26 protein-coding genes and 3 tRNA genes are annotated in these 23,294 nt (G+C 65.6%); 11 read left to right on the top strand and 18 right to left on the bottom strand.

What is annotated here, in order from left to right:
- Positions 1–42: 42 nt before the first annotated feature.
- Complete coding sequence (locus BOO69_RS23430) at positions 43–669, top strand: hypothetical protein (RefSeq protein ID WP_071972395.1); 627 nt, start codon at positions 43–45, stop codon at positions 667–669.
- An 89-nt stretch (positions 670–758) separates the two neighbouring features.
- Here the strand turns inward: BOO69_RS23430 and BOO69_RS23050 are convergent.
- A tRNA-Tyr gene (locus BOO69_RS23050) sits at positions 759–842 on the bottom strand.
- A 114-nt stretch (positions 843–956) separates the two neighbouring features.
- Between BOO69_RS23050 and rlmB the strand changes: the two genes are divergently transcribed.
- From rlmB to BOO69_RS12080, 3 genes are all read left to right on the top strand, one after another.
- Positions 957–1,736, top strand: a complete 780-nt coding sequence (gene rlmB, locus BOO69_RS12090; protein WP_071972394.1) for a 23S rRNA (guanosine(2251)-2'-O)-methyltransferase RlmB — start codon at positions 957–959, stop codon at positions 1,734–1,736.
- Between the two features lie 12 nt (positions 1,737–1,748).
- Positions 1,749–2,069: a hypothetical protein gene (locus tag BOO69_RS23700; protein WP_071972393.1), complete on the top strand. Its 321-nt coding sequence runs from the start codon at positions 1,749–1,751 to the stop codon at positions 2,067–2,069.
- 224 nt (positions 2,070–2,293) lie between these two features.
- The gene (locus tag BOO69_RS12080; RefSeq protein WP_071972392.1) at positions 2,294–2,761 is read left to right on the top strand and encodes a CoA-binding protein; all 468 of its coding nucleotides are present in this window, start codon (positions 2,294–2,296) and stop codon (positions 2,759–2,761) included.
- A gap of 125 nt (positions 2,762–2,886) precedes the next feature.
- Here the strand turns inward: BOO69_RS12080 and BOO69_RS12075 are convergent, their stop codons facing one another.
- The 3 genes from BOO69_RS12075 to hisA are packed head-to-tail and all read right to left on the bottom strand — an operon-like array spanning position 2,887 to position 4,725.
- Positions 2,887–3,192: a phosphoribosyl-ATP diphosphatase gene (locus tag BOO69_RS12075; protein ID WP_071972391.1), complete on the bottom strand. Its 306-nt coding sequence runs from the start codon at positions 3,190–3,192 to the stop codon at positions 2,887–2,889.
- Positions 3,189–3,950, bottom strand: coding sequence for an imidazole glycerol phosphate synthase subunit HisF (gene hisF / locus BOO69_RS12070; protein WP_071972390.1), 762 nt, complete (start codon positions 3,948–3,950; stop codon positions 3,189–3,191). The genes BOO69_RS12075 and hisF overlap by 4 nt, the downstream gene beginning before the upstream one ends.
- Before the next feature lie 55 nt (positions 3,951–4,005).
- Complete coding sequence (hisA, locus tag BOO69_RS12065) at positions 4,006–4,725, bottom strand: 1-(5-phosphoribosyl)-5-[(5-phosphoribosylamino)methylideneamino]imidazole-4-carboxamide isomerase (RefSeq protein WP_071972389.1); 720 nt, start codon at positions 4,723–4,725, stop codon at positions 4,006–4,008.
- 128 nt (positions 4,726–4,853) lie between these two features.
- Between hisA and BOO69_RS12060 the strand changes: the two genes are divergently transcribed.
- Complete coding sequence (locus BOO69_RS12060; RefSeq protein ID WP_071972388.1) at positions 4,854–5,243, top strand: DUF2147 domain-containing protein; 390 nt, start codon at positions 4,854–4,856, stop codon at positions 5,241–5,243.
- 64 nt (positions 5,244–5,307) lie between these two features.
- Positions 5,308–6,129 (top strand): alpha/beta fold hydrolase, encoded by an 822-nt coding sequence (locus tag BOO69_RS12055; protein ID WP_071972387.1) that lies wholly within the window; start codon positions 5,308–5,310, stop codon positions 6,127–6,129.
- Between the two features lies 1 nt (position 6,130).
- Here the strand turns inward: BOO69_RS12055 and hisH are convergent, their stop codons facing one another.
- Together hisH and hisB are read right to left on the bottom strand one after the other, a co-directional pair.
- Positions 6,131–6,769, bottom strand: coding sequence for an imidazole glycerol phosphate synthase subunit HisH (gene hisH, locus BOO69_RS12050; RefSeq protein ID WP_071972386.1), 639 nt, complete (start codon positions 6,767–6,769; stop codon positions 6,131–6,133).
- 28 nt (positions 6,770–6,797) lie between these two features.
- Positions 6,798–7,385, bottom strand: a complete 588-nt coding sequence (gene hisB / locus BOO69_RS12045; RefSeq protein WP_071972385.1) for an imidazoleglycerol-phosphate dehydratase HisB — start codon at positions 7,383–7,385, stop codon at positions 6,798–6,800.
- 126 nt (positions 7,386–7,511) lie between these two features.
- Between hisB and BOO69_RS12040 the strand changes: the two genes are divergently transcribed.
- Complete coding sequence (locus BOO69_RS12040; protein ID WP_071973793.1) at positions 7,512–7,751, top strand: Lrp/AsnC ligand binding domain-containing protein; 240 nt, start codon at positions 7,512–7,514, stop codon at positions 7,749–7,751.
- Positions 7,751–8,101: a hypothetical protein gene (locus BOO69_RS12035; protein WP_071972384.1), complete on the top strand. Its 351-nt coding sequence runs from the start codon at positions 7,751–7,753 to the stop codon at positions 8,099–8,101. The genes BOO69_RS12040 and BOO69_RS12035 overlap by 1 nt, the downstream gene beginning before the upstream one ends.
- A 24-nt stretch (positions 8,102–8,125) precedes the next feature.
- Here BOO69_RS12035 and BOO69_RS12030 read toward each other — a convergent pair whose 3' ends face one another.
- The 5 genes from BOO69_RS12030 to lipB all read right to left on the bottom strand — a co-directional run bounded on the left by BOO69_RS12030 (position 8,126) and on the right by lipB (position 13,167).
- A complete protein-coding gene (locus BOO69_RS12030; RefSeq protein ID WP_071972383.1) occupies positions 8,126–9,106 on the bottom strand; it encodes a response regulator in 981 nt (326 codons plus the stop codon).
- A 403-nt stretch (positions 9,107–9,509) separates the two neighbouring features.
- Positions 9,510–9,584 (bottom strand) — tRNA-Gly (locus BOO69_RS12025).
- A 90-nt stretch (positions 9,585–9,674) separates the two neighbouring features.
- Positions 9,675–10,451 carry an MAPEG family protein gene (locus BOO69_RS23635; protein ID WP_335743920.1) on the bottom strand — a complete coding sequence of 259 codons (777 nt, stop codon included), beginning with the start codon at positions 10,449–10,451 and terminating at the stop codon, positions 9,675–9,677.
- Between the two features lie 125 nt (positions 10,452–10,576).
- On the bottom strand, positions 10,577–12,250 hold the full coding sequence (ctaD, locus tag BOO69_RS12015; protein WP_071972382.1) for a cytochrome c oxidase subunit I: 1,674 nt from the start codon (positions 12,248–12,250) through the stop codon (positions 10,577–10,579).
- Positions 12,251–12,492: 242 nt separating this feature from the next.
- Positions 12,493–13,167 carry a lipoyl(octanoyl) transferase LipB gene (lipB, locus tag BOO69_RS12010; protein ID WP_071972381.1) on the bottom strand — a complete coding sequence of 225 codons (675 nt, stop codon included), beginning with the start codon at positions 13,165–13,167 and terminating at the stop codon, positions 12,493–12,495.
- A 138-nt stretch (positions 13,168–13,305) separates the two neighbouring features.
- Here lipB and BOO69_RS12005 point away from each other — a divergent pair, with 138 nt between their 5' ends.
- Positions 13,306–14,187, top strand: a complete 882-nt coding sequence (locus BOO69_RS12005) for an MBL fold metallo-hydrolase (RefSeq protein WP_083545513.1) — start codon at positions 13,306–13,308, stop codon at positions 14,185–14,187.
- A gap of 13 nt (positions 14,188–14,200) precedes the next feature.
- On the opposite strand, the gene BOO69_RS12000 is transcribed toward BOO69_RS12005, so the two are convergent.
- Positions 14,201–14,875: a DsbA family oxidoreductase gene (locus tag BOO69_RS12000; protein WP_237267450.1), complete on the bottom strand. Its 675-nt coding sequence runs from the start codon at positions 14,873–14,875 to the stop codon at positions 14,201–14,203.
- Between the two features lie 164 nt (positions 14,876–15,039).
- Between BOO69_RS12000 and BOO69_RS11995 the strand changes: the two genes are divergently transcribed.
- Together BOO69_RS11995 and BOO69_RS11990 are read left to right on the top strand one after the other, a co-directional pair.
- A complete protein-coding gene (locus tag BOO69_RS11995; protein WP_071972379.1) occupies positions 15,040–16,407 on the top strand; it encodes a peptidoglycan-binding domain-containing protein in 1,368 nt (455 codons plus the stop codon).
- 124 nt (positions 16,408–16,531) lie between these two features.
- Positions 16,532–16,617 (top strand) — tRNA-Leu (locus tag BOO69_RS11990).
- Between the two features lie 165 nt (positions 16,618–16,782).
- On the opposite strand, the gene BOO69_RS11985 is transcribed toward BOO69_RS11990, so the two are convergent.
- From BOO69_RS11985 to BOO69_RS11960, 6 genes are read right to left on the bottom strand one after another with little or no spacing between them, the layout of a single operon-like run.
- Complete coding sequence (locus BOO69_RS11985) at positions 16,783–17,856, bottom strand: C45 family autoproteolytic acyltransferase/hydolase (protein ID WP_071972378.1); 1,074 nt, start codon at positions 17,854–17,856, stop codon at positions 16,783–16,785.
- A 13-nt stretch (positions 17,857–17,869) separates the two neighbouring features.
- Positions 17,870–18,967, bottom strand: coding sequence for a DmpA family aminopeptidase (locus tag BOO69_RS11980; RefSeq protein ID WP_071972377.1), 1,098 nt, complete (start codon positions 18,965–18,967; stop codon positions 17,870–17,872).
- Positions 18,967–19,896 carry a MurR/RpiR family transcriptional regulator gene (locus BOO69_RS11975; RefSeq protein ID WP_071972376.1) on the bottom strand — a complete coding sequence of 310 codons (930 nt, stop codon included), beginning with the start codon at positions 19,894–19,896 and terminating at the stop codon, positions 18,967–18,969. The genes BOO69_RS11980 and BOO69_RS11975 overlap by 1 nt, the downstream gene beginning before the upstream one ends.
- Positions 19,893–21,497 carry a dipeptide ABC transporter ATP-binding protein gene (locus BOO69_RS11970; protein WP_071972375.1) on the bottom strand — a complete coding sequence of 535 codons (1,605 nt, stop codon included), beginning with the start codon at positions 21,495–21,497 and terminating at the stop codon, positions 19,893–19,895. The genes BOO69_RS11975 and BOO69_RS11970 overlap by 4 nt, the downstream gene beginning before the upstream one ends.
- Positions 21,494–22,297, bottom strand: a complete 804-nt coding sequence (locus BOO69_RS11965; protein WP_071972374.1) for an ABC transporter permease — start codon at positions 22,295–22,297, stop codon at positions 21,494–21,496. The genes BOO69_RS11970 and BOO69_RS11965 overlap by 4 nt, the downstream gene beginning before the upstream one ends.
- Positions 22,294–23,232 (bottom strand): ABC transporter permease, encoded by a 939-nt coding sequence (locus BOO69_RS11960; protein WP_071972373.1) that lies wholly within the window; start codon positions 23,230–23,232, stop codon positions 22,294–22,296. The genes BOO69_RS11965 and BOO69_RS11960 overlap by 4 nt, the downstream gene beginning before the upstream one ends.
- Positions 23,233–23,294: the final 62 nt, after the last annotated feature.

Raw genomic sequence — 23,294 nt, 5'->3', positions numbered from 1 at the left:
TGAAAAAGACGGCATTTCGGCCGCAATCGGGGGATTTGAGCGATGTTGGATTTCTTTTTTGCCATTCTGGCGGCGGGTATCAACGGGGCGGACGCCGGTGGGCCAGGCAATGGCGGTGCCACCACGGCCGAAGTGGCCCCGGCCGTTGCACCGGTGTCGGCGCCATCGGCGGGGCAGGCGGCGGACGCGGTCGGGCAGGGCGCCGTCAGTGGCGGGGCCACGGCTGCCGCGGATACGCCGCCGTCCGCAAGCGGGGCCGGGTTCAATATGGCCGTCGTTCCCGCGGGACTGGTCGCCGAAAACCAGACGCCCGGCGGGCGGTTCACGACAGCGGCCGAGGTCAAGCCGATCCTGAACGCGACGCGGGGCAACTGGGTCGCGCTGCGGGAGTACGACGGCAAGGATCTTCTCTATGTCACGCACCTGTGGAGCTGGCGCTGCGGCCTGTCGGCGCTCGCCATTTCGGTCAACGACGAGCCGATGCAGAACTGGCCGCTGCCGCCCTGCCACCTGCAGACCGCCACGCCCAACGCCATCACCGAAACGGACGGGCTGCCCTATCTGTCCCTGCGGGGGGGCGGGGTCGCGCGCATCACGGTGCAGATCGTTTATGACGACCTGAGCATGGACGCGCAGACGTTCGAGCGTTCCGCGGTGCTGATGCCCTGAGACGCCCCGCAGAATGTCGCGGCCTGCTTGTCGCCGATGCGGCAGTTGCCGCCGGCGCCACGACTTTCGTCATATTCGGTAAGGGAAAGTGGTGGGCGACCCTGGAATCGAACCAGGCGTGCGTCTCCGCGAGGGAGTTACAGTCCCCTGCCACACCTTGCGGCCTGTCGCCCACTTACGCCTGGTGCATTGCGCCCGACGTGGGGGCGTGATTACAAGCGACCCTGAGAGGCGTCAAGGCGAAATTAGTGCCGGACCGGCCTGCCGGTCCGAACGGGGAAAACGAGATGAAAAAGCCGAAATGGGTGGTCCAGAAGGAACAGGACAAGAAGGCCGAGGCGCAAGCCACGGTCTGGCTGTTCGGGCTGCACGCCGTCCGTGACGCGCTGGTCAACCCGGCCCGCGAGAAACTGACGCTGATGGTCACGCCCAATGCGCTGGCCAAGCTGGAGGATGCGGTCGCCGCCGCGGGCATGGAGCCGCAGGTGGTGGACCCGCGCAAGTTCCGTCCGCCGCTCGACCCGGCGTCGGTGCACCAAGGCGCGGTGCTGGAAGTCAAACCCCTGAACTGGGGCCGGCTGGAAGACGTCTGCATCGGCGATAGTGCCGCCCCCCGTGTCCTGATGCTGGACCGGGTGACCGATCCGCACAACGTCGGCGCGATCCTGCGGTCGGCCGAGGTCCTTGGTGCCTCCGCCGTGATCGGCACCCGCCACCACTCGGCCCCCGAAACCGGCGCGCTGGCCAAGACCGCTTCGGGCGCGCTGGAACGCCAGCCCTACCTCCGGGTGCGCAACCTTGCCGACGCCATCCGGGCGTTGCAGGGCATGGGGTACCTCGTGCTGGGATTGGACGGAGAGGCCGACACGACCATCGAGGCCGCCGTTGCGGGGCGCCGGGACCGCCCGGTGGCGCTGGTCCTTGGCGCCGAGGGACCGGGCCTGCGCGAAAAGACCCGCGAGACGGTCGATGCGCTGGTACGGATTGACGCAGCCGGGCAGTTCGGGTCGCTCAACGTTTCAAATGCGGCCGCGATTGCCCTATATGCGGCCAGAGTGAACGGCTGACGGAGCGGACCTCTGACCTACCCGACCAAGATCGCGACCTGCTGCTATTGCGGGACCCGGGCGGCACTGACGCTGGACCGGGGACGGCACGAGCTGTCCTGCGCGCAATGCGCGGCACCGCTGCATGATCTCAAGTCCCTGCCGGTGAAGGAAAAACCCCGCAAGACCGGTATCAGTCACCAACCCGGCCTGCGCCGGTTTCCCGCCGCCCCTGAACCGCAGGCGAACGCGCGCCGCAAGCCGGCAAAATCAAGGCCGCGCAAACCGCGCAAGTCGCTCTGGCGCAGGATGGCGGAAGAGGCGTTCGACGTGGTCGAGGATATCTTCGATTGACGGGCGCAGGCGGAAAGATGCCGGGATCGGCCCGGCGTGTCACGACCGCGCGCATCCCCTTTAATGCGCCGCGCGGCTTCCTATGTAGAGTGCAGGACGGCGGGCACGGAACGCCCGGCGTCACTGTACTGTCCCTCGTTCCGTACCTGATGCGCCCCCTGATTCATTCAGGAGGGCGCTTTTTTATGTCGAAATGGCACGGATTTCCGGGGTAGACTCGCCAGATGACCTATTCCGACACATTGCTCAGAGACATCCTGGCCCGCACGCGGCGGATCGCGGTGGTGGGGGTGTCGCTCAACCCGGTGCGGCCGAGCTATTACGTCGCGCGCTACCTGGGGCTGAGAGGATACGATGTGATCCCGGTGAACCCGCTGCACGAGGGCGAGACGGTGTTTGGCCGTCGCGTGCGGGGGTCGCTTTCGGCGATCGAAGGCGGTGTGGACATGGTCGACATCTTTCGCCGCTCGGAAGCCGTGCCCGAGATCGTGGACGAGGCGCTGGCCGCCTTTCCCGGCCTGCAGACCATCTGGATGCAGATCGGCGTCGAACATGCGGAGGCGGCGGCCAAGGCGGAGGCGCGGGGGGTGACCGTGATCCAGAATCGCTGTCCGAAGATCGAGTACCAGCGTCTGCACGGCGAACTGAGGATGGGTGGCTTCGCGACCGGGCGGATATCCAGCAAGCTGTAGGGAGCGCGGCGGTCGGTGCCGACTGGCCGCGCTGCGCGCGACACGATCCATTTTTTGGATGAGGGGGCTTTGCCCCCTCAAACTCCCCCGAGTATTTCCGGCATAAAGAAGACAGGGGGTGAAGGTCAGCGGGAGGCTTTTTCGGCCAGGCCGGATTGCGACTGGCGGCGGTCGAGTTCGGCCAACACGTCGTCGAGGGGAACCTCGCGGGCGGCGAGCATGACCAGCAGGTGATAGAGCACGTCCGCGGCCTCCGACGTGAGCGCGGCGCGGTCGCCCTTGACGGCTTCGATGATCGCCTCCACCGCTTCCTCGCCGAATTTCTCGGCGCATTTCTCGGGGCCTTTTGCCAGGAGCTGCGCCGTCCAGCTGCTGTCGGGGGCGGCGTTCTTGCGGCTGAGAATTGTCGCGTAGAGGTCGTCGAGGGTCATGTCAGTCTCATCGGGATGCCGGCGGCGGCCATGTGTTGTTTGGCCTCGTGGATGGTGAATTCGCCGAAGTGGAAGATCGACGCGGCCAGAACGGCCGACGCGCCGCCCTCGAGCACGCCCTCGACCAGATGGTCGAGCGTGCCCACGCCGCCGGAGGCGATGACAGGCACCTCGACCGCATCCGAGATCGCGCGGGTCAGGGGCAGGTTGAAACCGGACCGGGTGCCGTCACGGTCCATCGACGTCAGCAGGATTTCCCCCGCTCCCTTGGCGGTGACGGTGCCGGCGAAGTCGACGGCGTCGATGCCGGTGGGCCTGCGGCCGCCGTGGGTGAAGATCTCCCACTTGCCGGGGCTTACGGTCTTGGCGTCGATGGCGACGACGATGCACTGGCTGCCGAAATGGTCGGCGGCGTCGGCCACCACGTCGGGGTTGGCCACGGCAGCCGAGTTGAAGCTGACCTTGTCCGCCCCCGCCAGAAGCAGGGCACGCACGTCGACCACGGTGCGTACACCGCCGCCGACGGTGAGCGGAATGTAGCAGTGTTCGGCGGTGCGGCGGACCAGATCGAACATCGTGCCGCGATTCTCGTGCGTGGCGTGGATGTCGAGAAAGCACAGTTCGTCCGCGCCCGCGGCATCGTAGGCGATGGCGGCGTCCACCGGATCGCCCGCATCGCGCAGGCCGACGAAGTTGACGCCCTTGACCACGCGACCGTCGGCCACGTCGAGGCAGGGAATGATACGGGTCTTCAGCATGTCTCTGATCCGGACACGCCGCAAAGGCCGATCGTGTATTTCGGGAACACCGGCATCATCGGGACAGGGCCTTCAGCGCGGTGGCAAGGTCGATGGCCCCGTCATAGAGGGCGCGGCCGGAAATGGCACCTTCGATCACGCCGGTGTCGCGCAGGGCGATCAGATCATCGAGCGATGACACGCCCCCGGAGGCGATGACCGGGATGTCGACCGCGCGGGCGAGGGCGGCTGTTGCGTCGATGTTGGGGCCGCCCATGGCGCCGTCGCGGTTGATGTCGGTATAGATGATCGCCGCCACGCCGGCGTCCTCGAAAGACCTGGCGAGGTCCGTGACCTGAACGTCGGTCTCTTCCGCCCAGCCCTTTGTTGCGACCCTGCCGTTGCGGGCGTCGATGCCGACGGCCACCCGGCCGGGAAAGGCGCGGGCGGCCTCGCGCACCAGGTTTGGGCTTTCCACCGCGACGGTGCCGAGGATCACGCGTGCCAGCCCCTTGTCGAGCCAGCTTTCGATGGTGGCCATGTCGCGGATTCCGCCGCCGAGCTGTGCGGGCACGTCGCAGGCCTTGAGGATCGCCTCCACCGGGGCGGCGTTGACCGGGGCGCCGGCAAATGCGCCGTTGAGGTCCACCAGGTGGAGCCACTGGCAGCCCGCGTCGACAAAGGCACAGGCCTGGGCGGCGGGGTCGTCATTGAACACGGTCGAGCGGTCCATGTCGCCGTGAACCAGGCGCACGGCCTGTCCGTCCTTGAGGTCTATCGCGGGGTAGAGGATCATGTGCGTGTTCCGAACTGTGGCGTGATGCGGTTTTGCACGGGCCGAGCCGATTTGCAACGCGACCCGAGGTCAGCCTTGTCAGAAAACCGGGCCTGATCCAGACTGCCCTGCAAAGGGAGGAACCTTTCATGAAGAAACTGATCACAGCGACCCTGTTCGCGCTGGGCCTCGCCGGTGCGGCACAGGCGGCCGACCCGGCGGTCGGCACCTGGCAGACGCAGGTGGACGACGGCGCCTATGCCCATGTCAAGATGGCGCCCTGCGGGGCAGCGATCTGCGGCACCATCGCCCGGACATTCAACGACAGCGGCGAATACAAGTCGCCCAACCTGGGCAAGACCCTGGTGATCGACATGACACCCGAAGGCGGCGGCAAGTACGCCGGCAAGGTCTGGCGGCCGTCGAACAACAAAGTCTACATCGGCAAGATGTCCGTTTCAGGCAATTCCCTGCAGCTGTCGGGATGCGTGGCCGGCGGGCTGATCTGTTCCAAGCAGACCTGGCAGCGGGTCAAGTAACCGGTCGGAACATTGGCACGGGCGCGGTCGTTTCCTCCCTGGTACATAGCCAAGGAGAACTTCAATGCCCGTTGTCACGACCACCGATCAGACCCAGCTTTACGTCAAGGATTGGGGCACCGGACAGCCGGTGGTACTGATCCACGGCTGGCCCCTGAACGCCGATTCCTGGGAAACGCAAGCGCTGGGACTGGCCGAGGCCGGATACCGGGTGGTGAGCTACGACCGCCGCGGGTTCGGTCGCTCGGGGCAACCCTATGACGGCTACGATTACGACACGCTCTCCGACGATCTGGCGGCGGTGATCGGCGGTCTGGACCTGAAGAACGCGGCCATCGCTGGATTCTCGATGGGCGGGGGCGAGGTCGCCCGCTACATGTCCCGGCACGAGGGGCGCGGGGTCGCGAAGGCGATGCTGATCTCGTCCGTCGCGCCGTTCATGGGCAAGGCGGAGGACAACCCCGACGGCGTACCGGACGACGTGTTCAGCGACATCAAGGCAGGCCTTCGGGACGACCGGGCCGGGTTCCTCAACGGTTTCTTCAAGGATTTCTACGGGCAGGGGACCAAGGGTGGCGGGGTCAGCGACCCCGTGCTGCGCTGGACCTGGAACATGGCGATGATGGCCAGCCCGAAGGCGACGCTCGACTGCGTCGATGCCTTTGGCAAGACCGACATGCGCGCCGACATGACGGCCTTCGACGTGCCGACGCTGGTGGTGCACGGCACCGCCGACCAGACGGTGCCGATCGATACCTCCGGCAGACAGGCCGCCAAGATGATCGAAAACGCCGGCCTGAAGGAATACGAAGGCGCGCCGCACGGGCTGACCGCCACCCACGCGGACAGGCTGACACAGGACATGCTGGCTTTCCTGAAAGCCTAGGCTAGGGGGTCCATGACAGGAAATTGGCGATCAGTCGCAGGCCCGTGGTCTGCGACTTTTCCGGGTGAAACTGCATGCCCAGCATCGTGTCGCGCCCGATGATCGCCGTCACCTCCTCCGCATAGTCGACATGCGCAAGGCGCTGCGCCGGGTTGTCGACCGCCATGTGGTAGGAATGGACGAAATAGGCGTGATCGCCCGTGGTGACCCCGTCGAAGACCGGGTGGGGGTGATCGATGACAAGGTCGTTCCACCCCATGTGGGGCACCTTCAGCGTGGGATCGGACGGGGTGATCCGGGTAACATCCCCCGCGATCCAGTCCAGTCCCGGCGTGTCGCGGTATTCCCGGCCCATGCTGGCCATCAATTGCATGCCGACGCAGATGCCGAGGAAGGGCCGGCCCTTTACCTCGACCGCCTCGACCATGGCGTCGTAGACCCCGCCGGCACCCTGCAGCGCCGCCATGCAGGCCGGAAAGGCGCCGTCACCGGGCAGCACGATGCGGTCCGCACGGGCGACCACGCCGGCGTCCGCCGTTACGACGACATCGCCTGCGCCGACCTCCCGCGCCATGCGCTCGAAAGCCTTGTGCGCGGAATGCAGGTTGCCGCTTTCATAGTCGATTATGGCGGTCAGCATGGCGCGCCGGGGACAGGGAGCATCGCCATCAGAGCGCGCCTTTCGTCGACGGAATGTCGCCGGACTTGCGCTGATCGACTTCCACCGCCTCGCGAAGCGCGCGCGCGACGGATTTGAAGGCCGCCTCGACGATGTGATGGCTGTTCAGCCCGTGCAGCATGTCCACGTGCAGCGTGATGCCGCCCTGCGTGGCGAAGGCCTGAAAGAACTCGCGCACCAGTTCGGTGTCGAACGTGCCGATCTTCGCGGTCGGCAGATCGACCTGCCATACGAGGTAGGGGCGTGCCGACAGGTCCAGGGCCGTCCGGACCAGTGCGTCATCCATGGGCAGCAGGCAGGCGCCGTACCGGCGGATGCCGCGCTTGTCGCCAAGCGCCTTGGCCAAGGCCTGTCCCAGCGTGATGCCCACGTCCTCGACCGTGTGGTGATCGTCGATGTGCAGGTCGCCGGTCGCCCGCACCTTCATGTCGATCAGCGAATGCCGCGCAAGCTGGTCGAGCATGTGATCGAAGAATCCCACGCCGGTCTGGTTGTCGTAGGTTCCGGTGCCGTCAAGATTGATCTCGACGCTGACATCGGTCTCCGCGGTCTTGCGGGTCAGGCTGGTCTGGCGCATGGGGGCCTCTCTGGCTGGCGTCAGCAGCCTTATAGCAGGGCACGCCGGGACGCCAAGACCGGATCAGGGATTGCAGGCGCCGGGGCCATGTGCGACCGTCAGGGTCATCCAGTTTCCGAGGGTCCGATGACCACCTGCGTTTTTGTCCAGATCAGATGCCGACCCGGCACAACCTACCGCGTGGCAGAGGAAATCGCCCTGCGCGAGATCCATTCCGAGCTCTATTCGACATCGGGCGACTATGACCTGCTGATGAAGCTCTACATTCCCAAGGGGGAGGACGTGGGCGTTTTCATCAATGACAACCTGCTGACCATCGACGGCATCGAAAGGTCGCTCACCACGATGACATTCAAGGTCTTCTGATGAGCCGACCCGGGATCTTCGCCGCGGTCATCGGCCTCGCCTCGGTTTTCGCGCCGCCTGCTGTGGCCGCCGAAAAGGTCTACGAAGGGCGCGAGGCGGCGGCGCTGAGGTGTTCCAACACGCTTGCACTGACCGCCGTTGCGCTGGCCGGCGCCGACCTGATCAGCGACGAGGAAAAGGAGGTCATGCTGGGCGTGACCATCCTGATCCTCGAACGCCATGTGAGCGGCACCTGGGCGCAGAAAAAAGCGGCGATGGCCGTCGTGCGCGATCGCCGGACGGTCAGGGCGACGCTGGACGATTACCAGCGCAACGCCGCGCGCTGCCTTGGACAATTCCCGATCAATTGACGCCGGCGTCCGCCGGGGCGCGGGTCAAAGGATGCCAGCCGGCGATCCCTTGCCGTTCTTCTGCCGCAGGGCCGCGTTGCTGCGACTGCGCATCATGGCCCTGTCGATGGCCCTGTCGAACGTCTTTTTCACCCGCTGGTTGCGGTTGGTATAGGGAGGAATCGGGTTCCCGATCGACACGCGCAGGTCCATCGGTGTGCCGTCGGCATAGATCGCCGATCCCTCGTTCAGCAAGCTATGCGTGCGGTCTTCGATAAGGGGCCATTCCGGGGGTTCTGCCCCCTGGCTGATCGCCAGCAGGATGCCGTTGCCTTCATAGGCCATGAGCAGGTTCGGATGGTCCACCACCTCTACGATGGCATCCACGATCTCGGACAGGGCGATGGCGTATTCCTGCGTCGTGCAATTGGCATAGAGCTTGTCGATGCCTTCGATCTTGACGGCGAAGACACAGCAATTGTCCAGCGCCTGCCGCGAAAGCTGCGACAGGTAATTGCCCAGGGAGAACGGGAGGATCAGCTGTTCCTGCTGGTTCAGGCGCACGGGGCAGGTGATCTCGAAGTCATGGACACCCTTTTCGGCGTCGTGCTGCGGCGCGAGCGGGTCGAGCCGCGGCGCACGCTCGGTGGTCTCTGACATGCGCTTGGCCACGCGGATCCGGGTGGTGATCTCCTTCACGTCGAACGGCTTTGTCACGTAGTCCGTCGCGCCGGCGGCAAAGGCGCTCTCGATCGCGATCCGTTCCCTGACCGACGTCAGCATCACGATCGGGGTGTCACGGTAACCGGAAATCTTGCGTGCCTCGCGGCACAGCGTGATGCCGTTCATGCCGGGCATCTCGATGTCGAGGACCAGGCAATCGAATCCGTCCTCGTCTTCCTTGAGGATCGTCAGCGCCTGCTCGGCGGACTGGGCGCAGGTGATATCCGGCATGTTCTCCTGGCCGAACACGACACTCAGCAGATCGAGCACTACTGGATCATCATCAACGGCGAGAAGTCGCATAGGTCACCTTTTTCAAGTCAGGGGTGCGGTTGTTATCGTGCAGCTCCCGTTCGTCGGGATGTCATCAGCTAACGCGGAAAAGCGGGCGAAATTATGACGGAAATGCAATTAAAGATTGTATGATATCGGCGCTTTTCGCTGTGGCGGGACTGCGGCGGCGAGGATCCGCCCATCGCGTCCGCCTTGCAAAAGACAACATTCGTCAGATGCCGGTGGCCATTCGGGTAAGGTTCGCGCGAGGTTTCGGAAGGCCGCCTGCAGTTCACGGGAGCGCATGAGGCGATGCCCCGCGCTGTGGGGGCAGGACTGCAGAATGCGATGACAGCTGGCAAAGGAAGCGCCGGAAATACAATGGCCGCCCCGAAAGGCGGCCTTGTATATCCTGTGGGGTACAGGACCCAATTGGAGCGGGCGAGGCGATTCGAACGCCCGACCCTAACCTTGGCAAGGTTATGCTCTACCCCTGAGCTACGCCCGCATCCTTGGGTGAGGGGGAGATACCCATCCCCGCGCTCCGCTGCAAGGGGGAAATGACGGATTGCGACGAATTTTTTCGCAGGCGCAAAGTTCAGAACAGCGCGTGGCCGATAAGGCCAAGGGCGCTCAGTCCGATCATGCCCAGGGTGAGGACCATACCGGCCTGTCGCAGCATCATCTTCTGCGGGGTGCAGGAGAAACCGACGCCGTGCAGCACCCTGCCTGATAGCAGGGCCAGACCCATCATGTGCAGCGCCATCGCGGGGGCGCCGTTCAGTTCGGCCAGCAGCATCAGCAGCAGGCCCAGGGGCGCATATTCCGCCCAGTTGGCCTGCGCACGTATCCGTTTCAGCAATGCCTTGTCGCCGGTGTCACCCAGCGAAATCAGATGCGCCCGGCGATACAGGATCACCCGTGCACTCAGCACGAGAAACACCAATGCCAGCATTCCGGCATAGAGCGACGTGAGCGTGACCTGCATCTTAGGGATACTTGCGTGCCGCGCGCGCGGTGGCCAATGCCCCGCCGTTCTTCTTGGTTTGGGCCGTCGCCGTCCACTCGTAGGTGTGAATGCCGTTGGGGGGCAGGGGCTCTTGTACTTGAAGGCGCCCGGCGCGATGACCTGCTGGCCGTTGTAGGCCACCACGCCGCCGCCGTGATTGTAATTGGGCACGTCGCGATCGGTCATCCTGAAGCGGATGAATTTCGTTCCGGCGGGCACGTCCCGCAGTGCAAAGGCGGGATTGGCGACGGTGTTGGGTCTGCCGCTGGTACAGGATTTCAGCCCGGACCAGTCGAAGCCGATGTCAAAGGCGAGGGCGGGACCGGCGGAAAGGATGCAGACGGCAGCGAGAAATGACTGTTTCATGAAAGGCACTCCGATAATGTGCCTTCACGTTCGGCCAGCGGCGGTCACCTGTCAATCTGCTTTGATCCGTCTCCAAATGCAAAAGGCCCCGACGGTGGTCGGGGCCTCTCGAAGATCTTGCCGGCTCAGTGGCTGGGCTGCTTGTCCCAGTCTTCCCGCTTCGGCAGCTGCTCGAACGTATGTTCGGGCGGCGGGCTGGGCAGGGTCCACTCGAGCGTGTCGGCGTACTCGTTCCAGGGGTTGTTCGCCGTCACCTTCGCACCGCGGGCCAGCGAATAGGCGATGATCCCGAAGAAGAAGAGGAACGATGCGAAGCTCAGGAAGGCACCCAGCGACGACCAGTGGTTCCAGTAGGCGAATGCCTCGGGGTAGTCGATGTAGCGGCGGGGCATGCCCTGACGGCCCAGGAAGTGCTGCGGGAAGAACGTCAGGTTAGCCCCGATGAACATCGCCCAGAAGTGCAGCTTGCCGGCCCATTCAGGATACATCTTGCCGGTCATCTTGGGGAAGTAGAAGTAGATCCCCGCGAAGATCGCGAACACGGCGCCAAGGCTCATCACGTAGTGGAAGTGCGCCACGACGTAGTAGGTGTCATGGTAGTAGCGGTCCACGGCGGCCTGCGACAGCACGATACCGGTAACACCGCCCACGGTGAAGAGGAACAGGAAGCCGAACGCCCAGAGCATGGGCGTCCTGAACTCGATGGAGCCGCCCCACATCGTCGCGATCCAGCTGAACACTTTCACACCTGTCGGCACCGCGATGACCATGGTCGCCAGCATGAAGTAGGCCTGCTGGTTCAGGGTCATCCCCACGGTGTACATGTGGTGCGCCCAGACGACGAAACCCAGCGCACCGATGGCGATGATCGCCCAGACCATCGGCAGGTAGCCGAAGATCGGCTTGCGCGAGAAGGTCGCGATCACGTGGCTGATGATGCCGAAGCCCGGCAGGATGATGATGTACACTTCCGGGTGGCCGAAGAACCACAGGATGTGCTGGTACAGAACCGGGTCACCGCCGCCCGCGGGGTCGAAGAAGGCAAAGCCGAAGTTGCGGTCCATCAGCAGCATGGTGATGGCGCCCGCCAGAACCGGCAGCGACAGCAGGATCAGCCAGCTCGTGACGAAGATCGACCAGGAGAACAGCGGCACCTTGAACAGGGTCATGCCGGGGGCGCGCATGTTCAGGAAAGTCGTGATCATGTTGATCGCGCCGAGGATCGACGAGGCGCCCGAGACGTGGACCGCGAAGATCGCGAGGTCCATGGACATGCCGCCTTCCTTCACGGACAGCGGCGGATAGAGCACCCAGCCCACGCCGGAACCCGCCTGACCGTTGCCGCCCGGTGCCAGCACCGAGCATACCGCAAGCGTCGTGCCCGCCACGTACAGCCAGAAGGACAGGTTGTTCAGCCGCGGGAACGCCATGTCCGGCGCACCGATCTGCAAGGGCATGAAATAGTTGCCGAAACCACCGAAAAGCGCGGGAATCACGACGAAGAACATCATCAGGATACCGTGGCCGGTGATGAGCACGTTCCAGAGGTGCCCGTTCGGCGTACAGGGTGCCGAGGCGTCGGCGAACATCCGGGCCCCTTCCATGCACATGTACTGCACACCGGGGTTCATCAGCTCGAGGCGCATGTAGACCGTGAAGGCCACCGACACGAAACCGGCAAGCGCGGAAACGATCAGGTAAAGAATGCCGATGTCTTTGTGGTTGGTTGACATGAACCAGCGGGTGAAGAAACCGCGGTCGTCGTGATGGTCATGGCCTTGAATGGCTGCGTCTGCCATGCGGTGCCTCCTGAAACTTGAACTCATGGGGCGCACCACGCCTGTTGGCTGTCACGTGGTGCGGATTGGGGCCGTTCTAAAGCGGCTTGGGCATGGGGGCAATGGGCGAGGTGTCGCAGGCGCGCGTTTTTCGTTCATGTAACGCCGCCCTGACGCCGCAGCAGGGGACGGACGAGGGGGGTGAAGCGGGCGCGCTCGATCGAAACGGGGGAATCATCTCCCCGGCAGCATCCGGACCCCGCTCAGGACGCGGCGCAGCGGCGCGCGGGCCTGCCGAAGACCTGATCGAAAGACGCATGCAACGCCACGTCCACGTCCGCCATGCTGACGGGCAGTCCGAGATCCACCAGCGAGGTCACGCCATGATCGCTGATCCCGCAGGGCACGATGCCCGAGAAATGGCCAAGATCCGGCTCCACGTTGATGCTGATGCCGTGAAAGCTGATCCACTTGCGCAGGCGGATGCCGATCGCGGCGATCTTGTCTTCGGCGGGGGTGCCATCGGGCTGTGGCGGCTTTTCGGGGCGCTGCACCCAGACGCCGACCCGGCCCGCGCGGATTTCGCCGGTCACGTTGAACTGGCCCAGCGTCGCGATCACCCAATCCTCCAGTTGCCGCACGAAACAGCGCACGTCCCTTCCGCGCGCGGCCACGTCCAGCATCACGTAGGCGACCCTCTGGCCGGGGCCATGATAGGTGTACTGCCCCCCGCGCCGGGTCTCGTGCACCGGAAAGCGGGCCGGATCGGTCAGGTGTTCCGGCCGCGCCGAGGTGCCAGCGGTATAGAGGGGCGGATGCTCGAGCAGCCAGATGCATTCATCCGCCATGCCAGCCGAGATCGCGGCCACGCGCGCCTCCATCCACGCCTCTGCGGCGCGGTAGTCGGTCAATCCGTCCGTGACGATCCATTCCACCATGCGCGATGTCTATGCCCGATCGGGCGCAGCGGCAAGATCGTCGGCACGGCGTGCCGCTTGCGGGGATGCGAAACGGGTTTATCATGGTGCCGTGCCGCCGCCCTGCGCGGCGGGACGTGGCCTATTGGAGGATTTCCCATGACCTATCCCGTGGACATGACCGTCAGCCCCGAGGTTTCGGCGCATTTCGACGAGGCGACGAACACCATCAGTTACATCGTCAAGGACCCCGCCAGCGATCATTGCGCGATCATCGACAGCGTGATGGACATCGATTACGCCGCCGGGCGCATCACCTACGATCACGCCGACGCGCTGATCGCCGAGATCGAAGCGCGGGGCCTCACGCTCGACTGGATCATCGAAACCCATGTGCACGCCGACCACCTGAGCGCGGCACCCTATATCCAGCAGAAACTGGGTGGCAGGATCGGCGTGGGCGAAAAGATCATGGTCGTGCAGGAAACCTTCGGCAAGATCTTCAACGAAGGCACCGAGTTTCAGCGCGACGGTTCGCAGTTCGACGCGCTGTTCAGGGACAAGGACACCTACCGCGTCGGCGAGATGACCTGTTTCGCCATCTACACGCCCGGTCACACACCCGCCTGCATGGTGCATGTGATGGGGGACGCGGCCTTTGTCGGCGACACGTTGTTCATGCCGGACGGCGGATCCGCACGGGCGGATTTTCCGGGCGGTGATGCGGGACAGCTGTACGACAGCATCCAGAAGGTGCTGACGCTGCCGGACGACATGCGGCTTTTCATGTGCCACGACTATGGGCCGAACGGCCGCGACATCCAGTGGCAGACCACCGTGGCCGAAGAGCGCGCGCACAACATCCACGTGGGGGGCGGCAAAACCCGCGAGGAGTTCATCAAGTTCCGGACGGAACGCGACGCGCAGTTGGCGGTGCCCAAGCTGATCATCCCGTCACTTCAGGTCAACATGCGCGCGGGCGCGCTGCCTCGCGACAAGGACGGCAATCTGATGCTCAAGGTGCCGGTCAACGGCATCTGACCGGCGGGACGGATCAGGCGGCGTCCTTTTCCTGCAGCACGCGGGTCAGCATCTGCGCGTAGTTCTGCACGCCCTGTGCTCCGGTCAGCAGGTAGCGCCCGTCGAACACCATCGACGGCACGCCCGAAATCCCTCGGGACGTCCAGAACGCCTGCCGCGCGCGGGTCTGGTCGGCGTGGCTGCCCGATTCCAGCACCTCTCGGGCCGCGCCGGGCTTCAGGCCCACGCTTTCCGCGACATCGACCAGCACCTGCCGGTCCGACACATCGCGCCCTTCGGTGAAGTGCGCGTCGAAAAGCGCCATCTTCAGCGGATGCTGGAGGTCGGCCTCGAGCGCCCAGTCCAGCAATTGGTGCGCTTCGAACGTGTTCACGATCCGGCTGTCCGCGTCGAACGCGAAGGTGAAGCCCAATTCCTCCCCGATCTGCACGAGACGTTTGCGGTTCTCGGCGGATTGCGCGGGGGTGGCGCCGTATTTCTCGGCGATGTGTTCGGTCAGGTTCTGACCCTCGGCCGGCATGTCGGGGTTCAGCTCGAACGGGTGCCAGCGCAGATAGGCACCGGCCCCGACGAAGCCAAGCGCCTGTTCCAGCTGCTTGTAGCCCACGATGCACCAGGGGCACATGACGTCGGAGACGATATCGACCTGCACGACCTTGTCCTGCGATGGCATTGAAGAGACTGTCATGAGCGGCATCCTTTCGACGGGCTGACATAAACACATCTGCCCGAACCGCAGGTTTTTCAAGGTATCGCCGGCCAATTGGGACAAAAAGGTTTCCTGCGGCGAATTATGTTGTGTTAGCCTGCCGGGGCATACTCACAAGAACGATTCATTTTCGGAGCGGATTGATGATTTACAAGGCAATGACAGGGGCGGTGCTGGCCCTTTCGGTGGCGGTGATCCCGGCGGACCGGGTCGAGGCGGACGCGGGCGATTTCATCGCGGGCGCGATCATCGGCGGTATCGTCGGCGCGAACGCCAACAAGCAGCGCCGCACCACGACCAAGCGGACCTACCGCAAGAAGTCGACGAAATCCGCCCGCTCGTCGCTGCCGTCCACGCAGGAGGGGCGCAACATCCAGGCGTCCCTGAATTACTTCGGGTTCGACGCCGGCACGGTGGATGGCCAACTGGGGCGGCGCACGCGCAACGCGGTATCGCAATACCAGGCCTATCTGGGTTATCCGGTGACGGGGCAGCTGTCCGCTTTCGAACAGAACCTGCTGATCTCCAGCTACAACCGGGCGCAGGCGGGCGGCTATGCCGTGCAGCAGCAGGTCGCCGCGACACCGGACGGGACGCGTGGTCTGCTCAAGACCTACCGCGCGGAAATGGCGGGCCAGTCGCCGGCGGGGCAGGGCACCGCACCCACGACGACCATCGTCGTGGCCCCGCAGCAGGCGCCCCAGATGGCAACGGCGGCGACGGCAGCAGCGGCGGCGGCGCCGCTCGGCGGTGCCGCGGCACTTGCCGCCGCAGTGGCGCCGGACCCGGCGCCGACGGCCGGCGGGCTGCCCAATTTCCTCGGCGCGGGAACGCAGGCGTCGCTGGCCTCGCACTGCAACACCGTTTCGCTGATCACCAATACCAACGGCGGCTTTACCACGCTGGCAAGCATGACCGACCCCAACGTGGCGCTGAACGAACAGTTCTGCCTCGCGCGGACCTATGCCATCGCCAAGTCCGAAGAACTGGCAAGCCAGGTTCAGGGCTTTACCCCCGACCAGATCGCCCAGCAATGCGCGGGTTTCGGTCCCGCGATGAAGGACAAGGTCGCGGCCCTGTCGCTCAAGCCGCGCGATGCCGTGGTGCAGGACGTGTCGTCTTTCGTGCTGACCACCGGCATGTCGCCCGCGCAGCTTCAGGGGACGGCCAAGATCTGCCTCGGTGTCGGCTACCGGACGGACAACATGGATGTGGCCGTGGGGTCGGCCCTGCTGCTCTACGCGCTGGGTGAGGGCGTCTATGGCGAACTGATGGGTCACCACCTGAGCCAGGGCTTCGGCCCCGCCAAACGCGCCGACATGGCCCAAAGCTGGTACGAGGCGGGCCTTGCCGCCGCCGATTCCGGCGCCGCCGCGGTGTTCGTCCCGGGGCAGCCGGAACGGACCGAACTGATCCGCGCCGCCGCGATGGGCAATGGCAACGGCACGGCCCTGCCGACGCCGCAGCCGGCCTCGGGCAGCGCCCTGCCGAGCTTCTCCATCAGCGAATAGGACGGCCCCGGCAGCCGGTGAAACGGGCCCTTGCCGCCGATTGGCTGCAGGGGCCTTTTTTGTTTGATTTTCCTCTTCACAAGCCGCCACGCTTTGTCTAAACCGCCTTCACCATCCATGGCGTGCGGTCGTGGCGGAATGGTAGACGCGCAGCGTTGAGGTCGCTGTGGGGTAACACCCGTGAGAGTTCGAGTCTCTCCGACCGCACCATCTTCCTCCCTCGGGATCACTGGAACAGCCTTGTGAACGCGGGCTTCCGGAAACCGACATCCTAGAAATCGTTGCTCAGAAAGTGCCGGCAGTCGCTGGTAGCGCCGGAAATCAGCGCATCCGCTTCGATGGCCTTGTCGCGCGATGGGGCGGCATCAAGCCGTCCTATCCGGCCTCGCCGAAGTCGCAGACCTGCCAATCGTTGGTACCGGTGATTCCCTGACGCATGGCGACGGCGGTCCGGTCGGTGAGCGTATAGTGCACGCTTCCGAAGGTGATGGAGCCGCGGTGGGTCTCCGCGCGCATGCAGATCGGGGCCTCGGGGTCGTCGAACAGCGCCCGGACCTCTGCCGATGTGGCGATGTCGTCCTGACGTGCCTCCAACCAGCCCAGCCGGTCCCCCGAACAGGCGTTGGCCCCCGTCTCATGGAGCCGTTTCATGGCGGCGGAATCAATGTCACCGGATGCCAGCGGGTGGTTGGTATGCAACAGCCGACCCGACGCGGGAAGGGGGACAGGCGTGCCGGACCGTGCCGAGTACTCCAGCGAAACGATGCCGTCGCGGGTGACCAGTGCGTAGTGCTGCCCGCTGGCATGTCCGGTCTCCGCCAGCCGGGCTTCGGCCGCGGCGCGGGTGCCCGCGCCCAGCGCGTGGCGCAGGGCAAAGGCCACCGGGAGACCGTCCGACGCATGTTCCAGCATCAGCAGGGTATTGACCCCGACAGCAAGGCCGTCCGCATTGGCGCCGGTCAGGCCGATCATGCCGGCAGCGCTGAGCAGCAGCGTCCGGGGAATGTCGGGGCCGCCAAGCCGCAGGATCACCTGCGAGCCGTCCATGTGCGCGGGCAGGTCCATGTTCTGGGCCAGAACGTGCCCGCCGGCGACCGGTTGTGCCACGAGACTGCATCCCGGCGGCGAGGTCAGGCTGGCGTCGTGCCACCATTGTTCGTCCATCAGGTTGTAGACCGCGATCCGCGCGAAACTCTGACCGGCGCCGTCGGCGATTCCCCGCAGTTCGGTCACCAGATCCGGGGTCACAGCCTCCGCGCGCCCGAGCAGACCGGTCCCCGACAGGAAATCGTCGCAGTAGCGGTCGATGCTTTCGGGGGCCCGGGCGCCGAGGCTGGCCATGGTGGCGGCCTCCCACTTGTCGAGCGCGCTGGCAATCCGCGTGCGGAGCGTCTCGCCATGGGCCTGGCCGCGTTGGGCCGGTGGGCCGAAGCAATCCACGATATCCATTCAGGGGGTCCTTTCAGTTGCGGCCTGCGGCGGCCATGACAGCGCGCAGACGGTCGTGGTCGATGGCCTGCACGAGCTTGCCCTTCGGCTTGACGGCAATGCGGTCCGTGGCCGCGACCATCGCGTTCAGCACCGCCTCCTCCGTCGCCTGCACCGCTGCGGTATAGAAGGCATCGAGATGGCTGTCCTTGAGCGCCGACAGCGACATGACGTCCGGCGCGTGCCACGGATTCTGCTGCGGATTGGCGGTACTGAAGGCGATAAAGATATCGCCCGAATTGTGCCCGCCGGTGGTGCCGTTCCGGCCGATCCCGATCGCGCCGCGCCGCGCGAGCCGGTTGAGCTGGTGCGGCAGGAGCGGCGCATCGGTGGCGATCACCACGATGATCGATCCTGTTTCGGACTCGAAGACGGGGTTTTCGGGCATTTCGCGGCCAACCGGAATTCCCGCCACTTCGAAGGCCGCGCGCGTGCCGTGGTTGGCCTGCACCAGCACGCCCAGCGTGCAGTCCAACCCCGCGACGGTGATCCGGCGGGAAGCGGTGCCGGTGCCGCCCTTGAACTCGTAGGCGATCATGCCCGTGCCGCCGCCGACATTTCCCTCGGCCACCGGCCCCGGCGCCGCGGTGTCGAGGGCGGCGCGCGCGTGGGCCTCGGTCACGCCACGCGCGTTGATGTCGTTCAGCACGCCGTCGTAGGTCTCGCCCACGACCGGCAGGCACCACATGTGATCGTGTTCGAACACGTCCGGATGCCGGTCGATCATCCAGCCGACGGTCGCGTGACTTGTCATTCCGACGCCGTGGCTGTTTGTCAGCATCACCGGCCCGAGGAACCATCCGAGGTCGGCGATGTGGTGCCCACCGGTCAGCTCGCCGTTGCCGTTGAAGGAATGCAGCCCGGCCCAGACCGGCGTGATCTCTCCGCTGGTGCCGCGCGGCAGGATCGCGGTCACGCCGGTGCACAGCCCGCGGTGCCGGCCCGGCACCGGGTCCTCGATCACGGTGGCGAAACCGACGGTCACGCCGGGAACGTCCGTGATGGCATTGCAGGGACCGGGGCTGCCGGAGAACGGGAGGCCCAGGTCGCGGGCGCGGGGAGGCGTTGACATCAGCCGTCGTCCTTCTGGTCGCGGGACAGGATCGGGCGCATCTGGCTGCCCGGCTCGTAGGAAAAGGGATCGAAATGCGCGGCGAGTTCGCGCATCTCGCGCAGGCGGTCCTGCGCGCGCGCGCCGACACGGGCGGTGATCCCGCTGAGGAACAGGCCCAGCAGCGCCGCGATTCCCGCCGTGCTGTCGAGGAACGTCCGGGTCGAGGTCGCGACCGACAGAACGTGCGGCGTGTACTTGCGGGGCCACGCGCTGTACTGGTCCGTGATCATGACAAGCGGCACATCGCGCCGCAGGCACAGTTCGGCCACCTTCACCGCTTCATGGGCGTAGGGCACCACTTCGACCATGATGACGCAGGAGGTTTCCGGTTCCTCGATGAACAGCTCCGACCAGTTGCCCGTCCGCCCGTCGGCAAAGCGGACACCGGGGCGGGCGTATTTCAGCCGTGTGGCGAAATCCATCGCCATGCCCTTGACGCCCTGAAAGCCGGTGATGTTGACCTGCCGGGCCTTCTGAACCACGTCGAGCGCGGCGCTCCATTGCGGCGTGCCCGCCATCCGGTAGACATCGACGATCGCATCCAGTTCCAGTTGCAACTGGGCATCCAGTTCGGACCCCGTCCCGTCCGGGATCGCGATACGGCGGGACCGAAGGCTGCCCGCGTCGCTGTCGCCCTTGCGGAATTCCGCGTTGACGGCTTCCTTGAAGGCCTTGAAGTTGACGTACCCGAGGCGTCGCACGAAGCGGCTGACCGTCATTTCGCTGACACCCGCGCCAAGCGCCAGATCCGCCGCCGTCTCGAACGGGAGGTTGTCGAAGTTGCGCTCGACCCAGAGCGCGACCTCGCTTTCCGCCTTCGACAGGTTGCGCGCGTTGGTCACGCGGGCGCGGGCGGGGCCGGTAGGGGGCGGGGCCTGTTTCTTCATGCCGCCCCCGCGCGCAGATGCGGGATCGCGTCGATCAGTTGGCGGGTATAGGCTTCCTTGGGGTCGTCGAAGACGGCAGCCGTCTGGCCGCTCTCGACGATCCGGCCCCGCCGCATCACGATCACCGAATTGCACAGCCTGCGGATCACGGCCAGGTCATGGCTGATGAATATCATGGAAAGTCCCCGTTCCTTCTGCAGTTTCAGCAACAGGTCCATCACCTGCGCCTGCAGGGTCACGTCAAGCGCCGAAGTCACCTCGTCCGCGATCAGGACGCGCGGATCGAAGGCGAGCGCGCGCGCGATCGCGACCCGCTGACATTCGCCGCCGGAAAGCTGACGCGGATGGCGGTCGGCCAGTTTTCCGGGCAGCCCGACCTGTTCCATCAGGTCCGCCACCCTTGTCCCGATCTCCCGTGCGGGGCACAGACGGTGTCTGCGCAGGGGTTCGGCAATGGCCTGCGTCACCGTCATGCGCGGGCTCAGGGCTTCGAACGGGTGCTGGTAGATCAGCTGCACGTCGCGAAGGTAGGCGACCCGCCCGCGGCCCGCCGGGTCGGCGGGCGCGCCATCGAAATGAACCGTCCCTTCGCGCGGTTTCACCAGACCGACGAGGGCACGGGCGAGGGTGCTCTTGCCGGATCCGCTTTCGCCGACGATTCCCAGCGTTTCCCCCGGTCGCACCGCGAGATCCGCGTTCTCCACCGCGACGAAGCCGCCCTCCCGGCCCGAGACCAGGTCGGCCAGGCTGCGCCCGCCGTAGCGGACCCGCAGGCCGCGCGCTTCGATCAGGGGCGCGCCGGTTCCGGCGTCGGCCACGGGGCGCAGCGCCAACCGGTCGGGGTGCGAGGCGATCAGCTGGCGGGTATACTCATGCTGCGGCGCGTCGATGATCCGCGCGACCGGGCCGCTTTCCATCAGCTTCGACCGCCGCATCACCAGCAGGTCGTCGCAGACCTGCGCGACCGCGCCCAGGTCATGACTGACAAAGATCATCGACAGGTTCTGTTCGCGCCGCAGCTGTGCAAGCAGGTCCAGCACGCTTTTCTGCACGGTCGCGTCCAGCGCGGTGGTCGGCTCATCGGCCAGCAGCAGGTCCGGCTGGCACGCCAGCGCCCCAGCGATCATCGCACGCTGCTTCATCCCGCCCGAAAGCTGATGCGGAAAGGCCCGGGCCCAGCGTTCGGGATCGGGGATCCGCACCACATCGAGCAGACGCACCACTTCGTCGCGAACCGCCTGGCCCTTCATCGTGGTGTGCTTGCGCAGCGTTTCGGCCACCTGATCGCCGATCCGCATCAGCGGATCGAGGTGCGAGGCGGGGCTTTGGAAGATCATCGCGATGCGCTTGCCCCGGATGCGGTTGAGCGCGGGCAGGGGCATTTCCAGCAGATCCTGACCATCATAGGTCGCGGTCCCCTCGATCCGGGCCGCCGGGGGCAAGAGCCGCATCAGGGCCCTGCAGGTGACCGATTTGCCCGAGCCGCTTTCCCCCACGATCCCGAGGGCGGACCCCCGTTCGACGTCGAAGGAGATGCCGTCGACCGCGGTGGTCTGGCCGAAGCGGACCGACAGGTCGCGTACCGATAACAAGGGGCTCATCGCTCGATCCTCAACATCCGGGCGAGTCCATCGCCGATCAATGCGAACCCGACGCCGATCAGCACCATGGCCAGTCCCGGGAAAAAGCTGATCCACCATGCGGTGGAGATATAGGTCTGCCCCTCCGCGATCATCACGCCCCATTCGGCAGCGGGTGGCGACACCCCCATCCCGAGAAAGCCGAGCGCGGCACCGAAGAGGATCACCAGCGTCACGTCGGTCATCAGGTAGACCACGACGGGCGACAGCGCGTTCGGCAGAACGTGGCGCAGCAGGATGTACCCGTGCGAGAAACCCATCGTCCGGGCCGCCAGCACGAACTCCGATTGCCTGAGCACCAGTGCCTCGGCGCGTGCGAGGCGCGCATAGCCGACCCATCCGACAAGGGCGAGGGCAATGAAATAGTTCTCGATCCCCGGTCCCAGCACGGCCACGATTGAAAGCACCAGCACGAAGAAGGGGAAGGGCACGGTGATGTCCACCAGCCGCATGGCCAGCGTGTCGACCCAACCGCCGAAGTACCCCGCCGTCAGCCCGATGGTCATGCCGATCACCAGCGGCGCGACCACCCCCAGCAACCCGATGTAGAGCGCGAGCCGCGCACCGTAGACGACCCGGCTGTAGGTGTCGCGGCCGACGTTGTCGGTGCCGAACCAATGGTCGGCCCCCGGCGGTTGCAGGATGGCGGCAAAGTCGATGGCAAAGGGATCGTGGGTCGCCAGAAGCGGCGCGGCGGCTGCGACCAGCCCCCAGACCAGAACCAGGACCACACCGGTCACGAACATCGGGGACAGTTTCATGGCGTCACCCGCGGGTCGATCAGGGCCGACAGCAGATCGACCGCCAGCATCACGAAGATGGTCGTCAGGGCAAAGACCAGCGTGGCGCCCTGCACCACGAAGTAGTCGCGCGCCAGGATGCTGTCGACCATCAGCTTGCCCATGCCGGGGACGGCATAGACCGTCTCGACGATCACCGAGCCGCCCAGCAGGTAGGCCACGATCACGGCAAAGAGGTTCAGCGTCGGCAGGACCGAATTCGGGAAGATATGGCTTCGGAAGATCTGCCGGTCGCCCAGCCCCTTGGACTGACCGGTGAGCACGTAGTCACGGCCCATTTCCTCGAGGAGGGCGGCGCGCAGGGTCCGTACGAGGATCGGGACTACCCAGATGGACGTCGACAGCGCGGGCAGAAAGAGGTGCAGGAAATGATCGGGCAGGGTGTCTCCGAAGCCGCTGACCGGGAACCATCCGAGGGTCACGCCGAAGAACCGGGCAAAGAGCAGCGCCAGCCAGAACACCGGAACCGCGAGACCCAGCACGCCCAGCAGGCGGATCACCTGGTCCGCCGGCCCGTTTTGGCGCCGGGCCGACCAGACCGCGAGGGCGATCACGGGCGGCAGCGTCAGCACGACCGTGTAGACGACAAGGAACAGCGTCACCGGGTAATGCTGCGCGATCAGTTGCGAGACCGGCACCCGGTAGCGCAGCGAGGCGCCCAGATCGCCCGCGAGCAGGTTCTTGAGATAGGTGAAATACTGGACCAGCACGGGCTCATCCAGACCGTAGCGGTCGCGGATCAGGGCGATGGTTTCGGCGCTGGCGCGGTCGCCCACCAGCAGGCGCACGGGATCGCCGGGCGTCGCGGCCATCAGCGTGAACGTGATGATGCTGACGCCCAGCAGGACAGGAACCGCCTGAAGAAGCCGGTAGGCGATGTAACGCAAGGTATCCACGAGCTGTCCTTGGTCGGGAGAAGAGGAAAGGGGTGAGGCGTGGGCGCGAGGTCCGGGCGGCC

Source organism: Sulfitobacter alexandrii, assembly GCF_001886735.1.
Classification (GTDB): domain Bacteria; phylum Pseudomonadota; class Alphaproteobacteria; order Rhodobacterales; family Rhodobacteraceae; genus Sulfitobacter; species Sulfitobacter alexandrii.
Note: the sequence above shows the minus strand (reverse complement) of the source record. Positions and strands in the feature narration are given on the sequence as shown.

Coding starts and splice junctions, on each gene's coding strand:
- BOO69_RS23430 (WP_071972395.1), top strand. CDS start 43: ATGTTGGATTTCTTTTTTGCCATTCTGGCGGCGGGTATCAACGGGGCG.
- rlmB (WP_071972394.1), top strand. CDS start 957: ATGAAAAAGCCGAAATGGGTGGTCCAGAAGGAACAGGACAAGAAGGCC.
- BOO69_RS12080 (WP_071972392.1), top strand. CDS start 2,294: ATGACCTATTCCGACACATTGCTCAGAGACATCCTGGCCCGCACGCGG.
- BOO69_RS12075 (WP_071972391.1), bottom strand. CDS start 3,192: ATGACCCTCGACGACCTCTACGCGACAATTCTCAGCCGCAAGAACGCC.
- hisF (WP_071972390.1), bottom strand. CDS start 3,950: ATGCTGAAGACCCGTATCATTCCCTGCCTCGACGTGGCCGACGGTCGC.
- hisA (WP_071972389.1), bottom strand. CDS start 4,725: ATGATCCTCTACCCCGCGATAGACCTCAAGGACGGACAGGCCGTGCGC.
- BOO69_RS12060 (WP_071972388.1), top strand. CDS start 4,854: ATGAAGAAACTGATCACAGCGACCCTGTTCGCGCTGGGCCTCGCCGGT.
- BOO69_RS12055 (WP_071972387.1), top strand. CDS start 5,308: ATGCCCGTTGTCACGACCACCGATCAGACCCAGCTTTACGTCAAGGAT.
- hisH (WP_071972386.1), bottom strand. CDS start 6,769: ATGCTGACCGCCATAATCGACTATGAAAGCGGCAACCTGCATTCCGCG.
- hisB (WP_071972385.1), bottom strand. CDS start 7,385: ATGCGCCAGACCAGCCTGACCCGCAAGACCGCGGAGACCGATGTCAGC.
- BOO69_RS12040 (WP_071973793.1), top strand. CDS start 7,512: ATGACCACCTGCGTTTTTGTCCAGATCAGATGCCGACCCGGCACAACC.
- BOO69_RS12035 (WP_071972384.1), top strand. CDS start 7,751: ATGAGCCGACCCGGGATCTTCGCCGCGGTCATCGGCCTCGCCTCGGTT.
- BOO69_RS12030 (WP_071972383.1), bottom strand. CDS start 9,106: ATGCGACTTCTCGCCGTTGATGATGATCCAGTAGTGCTCGATCTGCTG.
- BOO69_RS23635 (WP_335743920.1), bottom strand. CDS start 10,451: ATGAAACAGTCATTTCTCGCTGCCGTCTGCATCCTTTCCGCCGGTCCC.
- ctaD (WP_071972382.1), bottom strand. CDS start 12,250: ATGGCAGACGCAGCCATTCAAGGCCATGACCATCACGACGACCGCGGT.
- lipB (WP_071972381.1), bottom strand. CDS start 13,167: ATGGTGGAATGGATCGTCACGGACGGATTGACCGACTACCGCGCCGCA.
- BOO69_RS12005 (WP_083545513.1), top strand. CDS start 13,306: ATGACCTATCCCGTGGACATGACCGTCAGCCCCGAGGTTTCGGCGCAT.
- BOO69_RS12000 (WP_237267450.1), bottom strand. CDS start 14,875: ATGACAGTCTCTTCAATGCCATCGCAGGACAAGGTCGTGCAGGTCGAT.
- BOO69_RS11995 (WP_071972379.1), top strand. CDS start 15,040: ATGATTTACAAGGCAATGACAGGGGCGGTGCTGGCCCTTTCGGTGGCG.
- BOO69_RS11985 (WP_071972378.1), bottom strand. CDS start 17,856: ATGGATATCGTGGATTGCTTCGGCCCACCGGCCCAACGCGGCCAGGCC.
- BOO69_RS11980 (WP_071972377.1), bottom strand. CDS start 18,967: ATGTCAACGCCTCCCCGCGCCCGCGACCTGGGCCTCCCGTTCTCCGGC.
- BOO69_RS11975 (WP_071972376.1), bottom strand. CDS start 19,896: ATGAAGAAACAGGCCCCGCCCCCTACCGGCCCCGCCCGCGCCCGCGTG.
- BOO69_RS11970 (WP_071972375.1), bottom strand. CDS start 21,497: ATGAGCCCCTTGTTATCGGTACGCGACCTGTCGGTCCGCTTCGGCCAG.
- BOO69_RS11965 (WP_071972374.1), bottom strand. CDS start 22,297: ATGAAACTGTCCCCGATGTTCGTGACCGGTGTGGTCCTGGTTCTGGTC.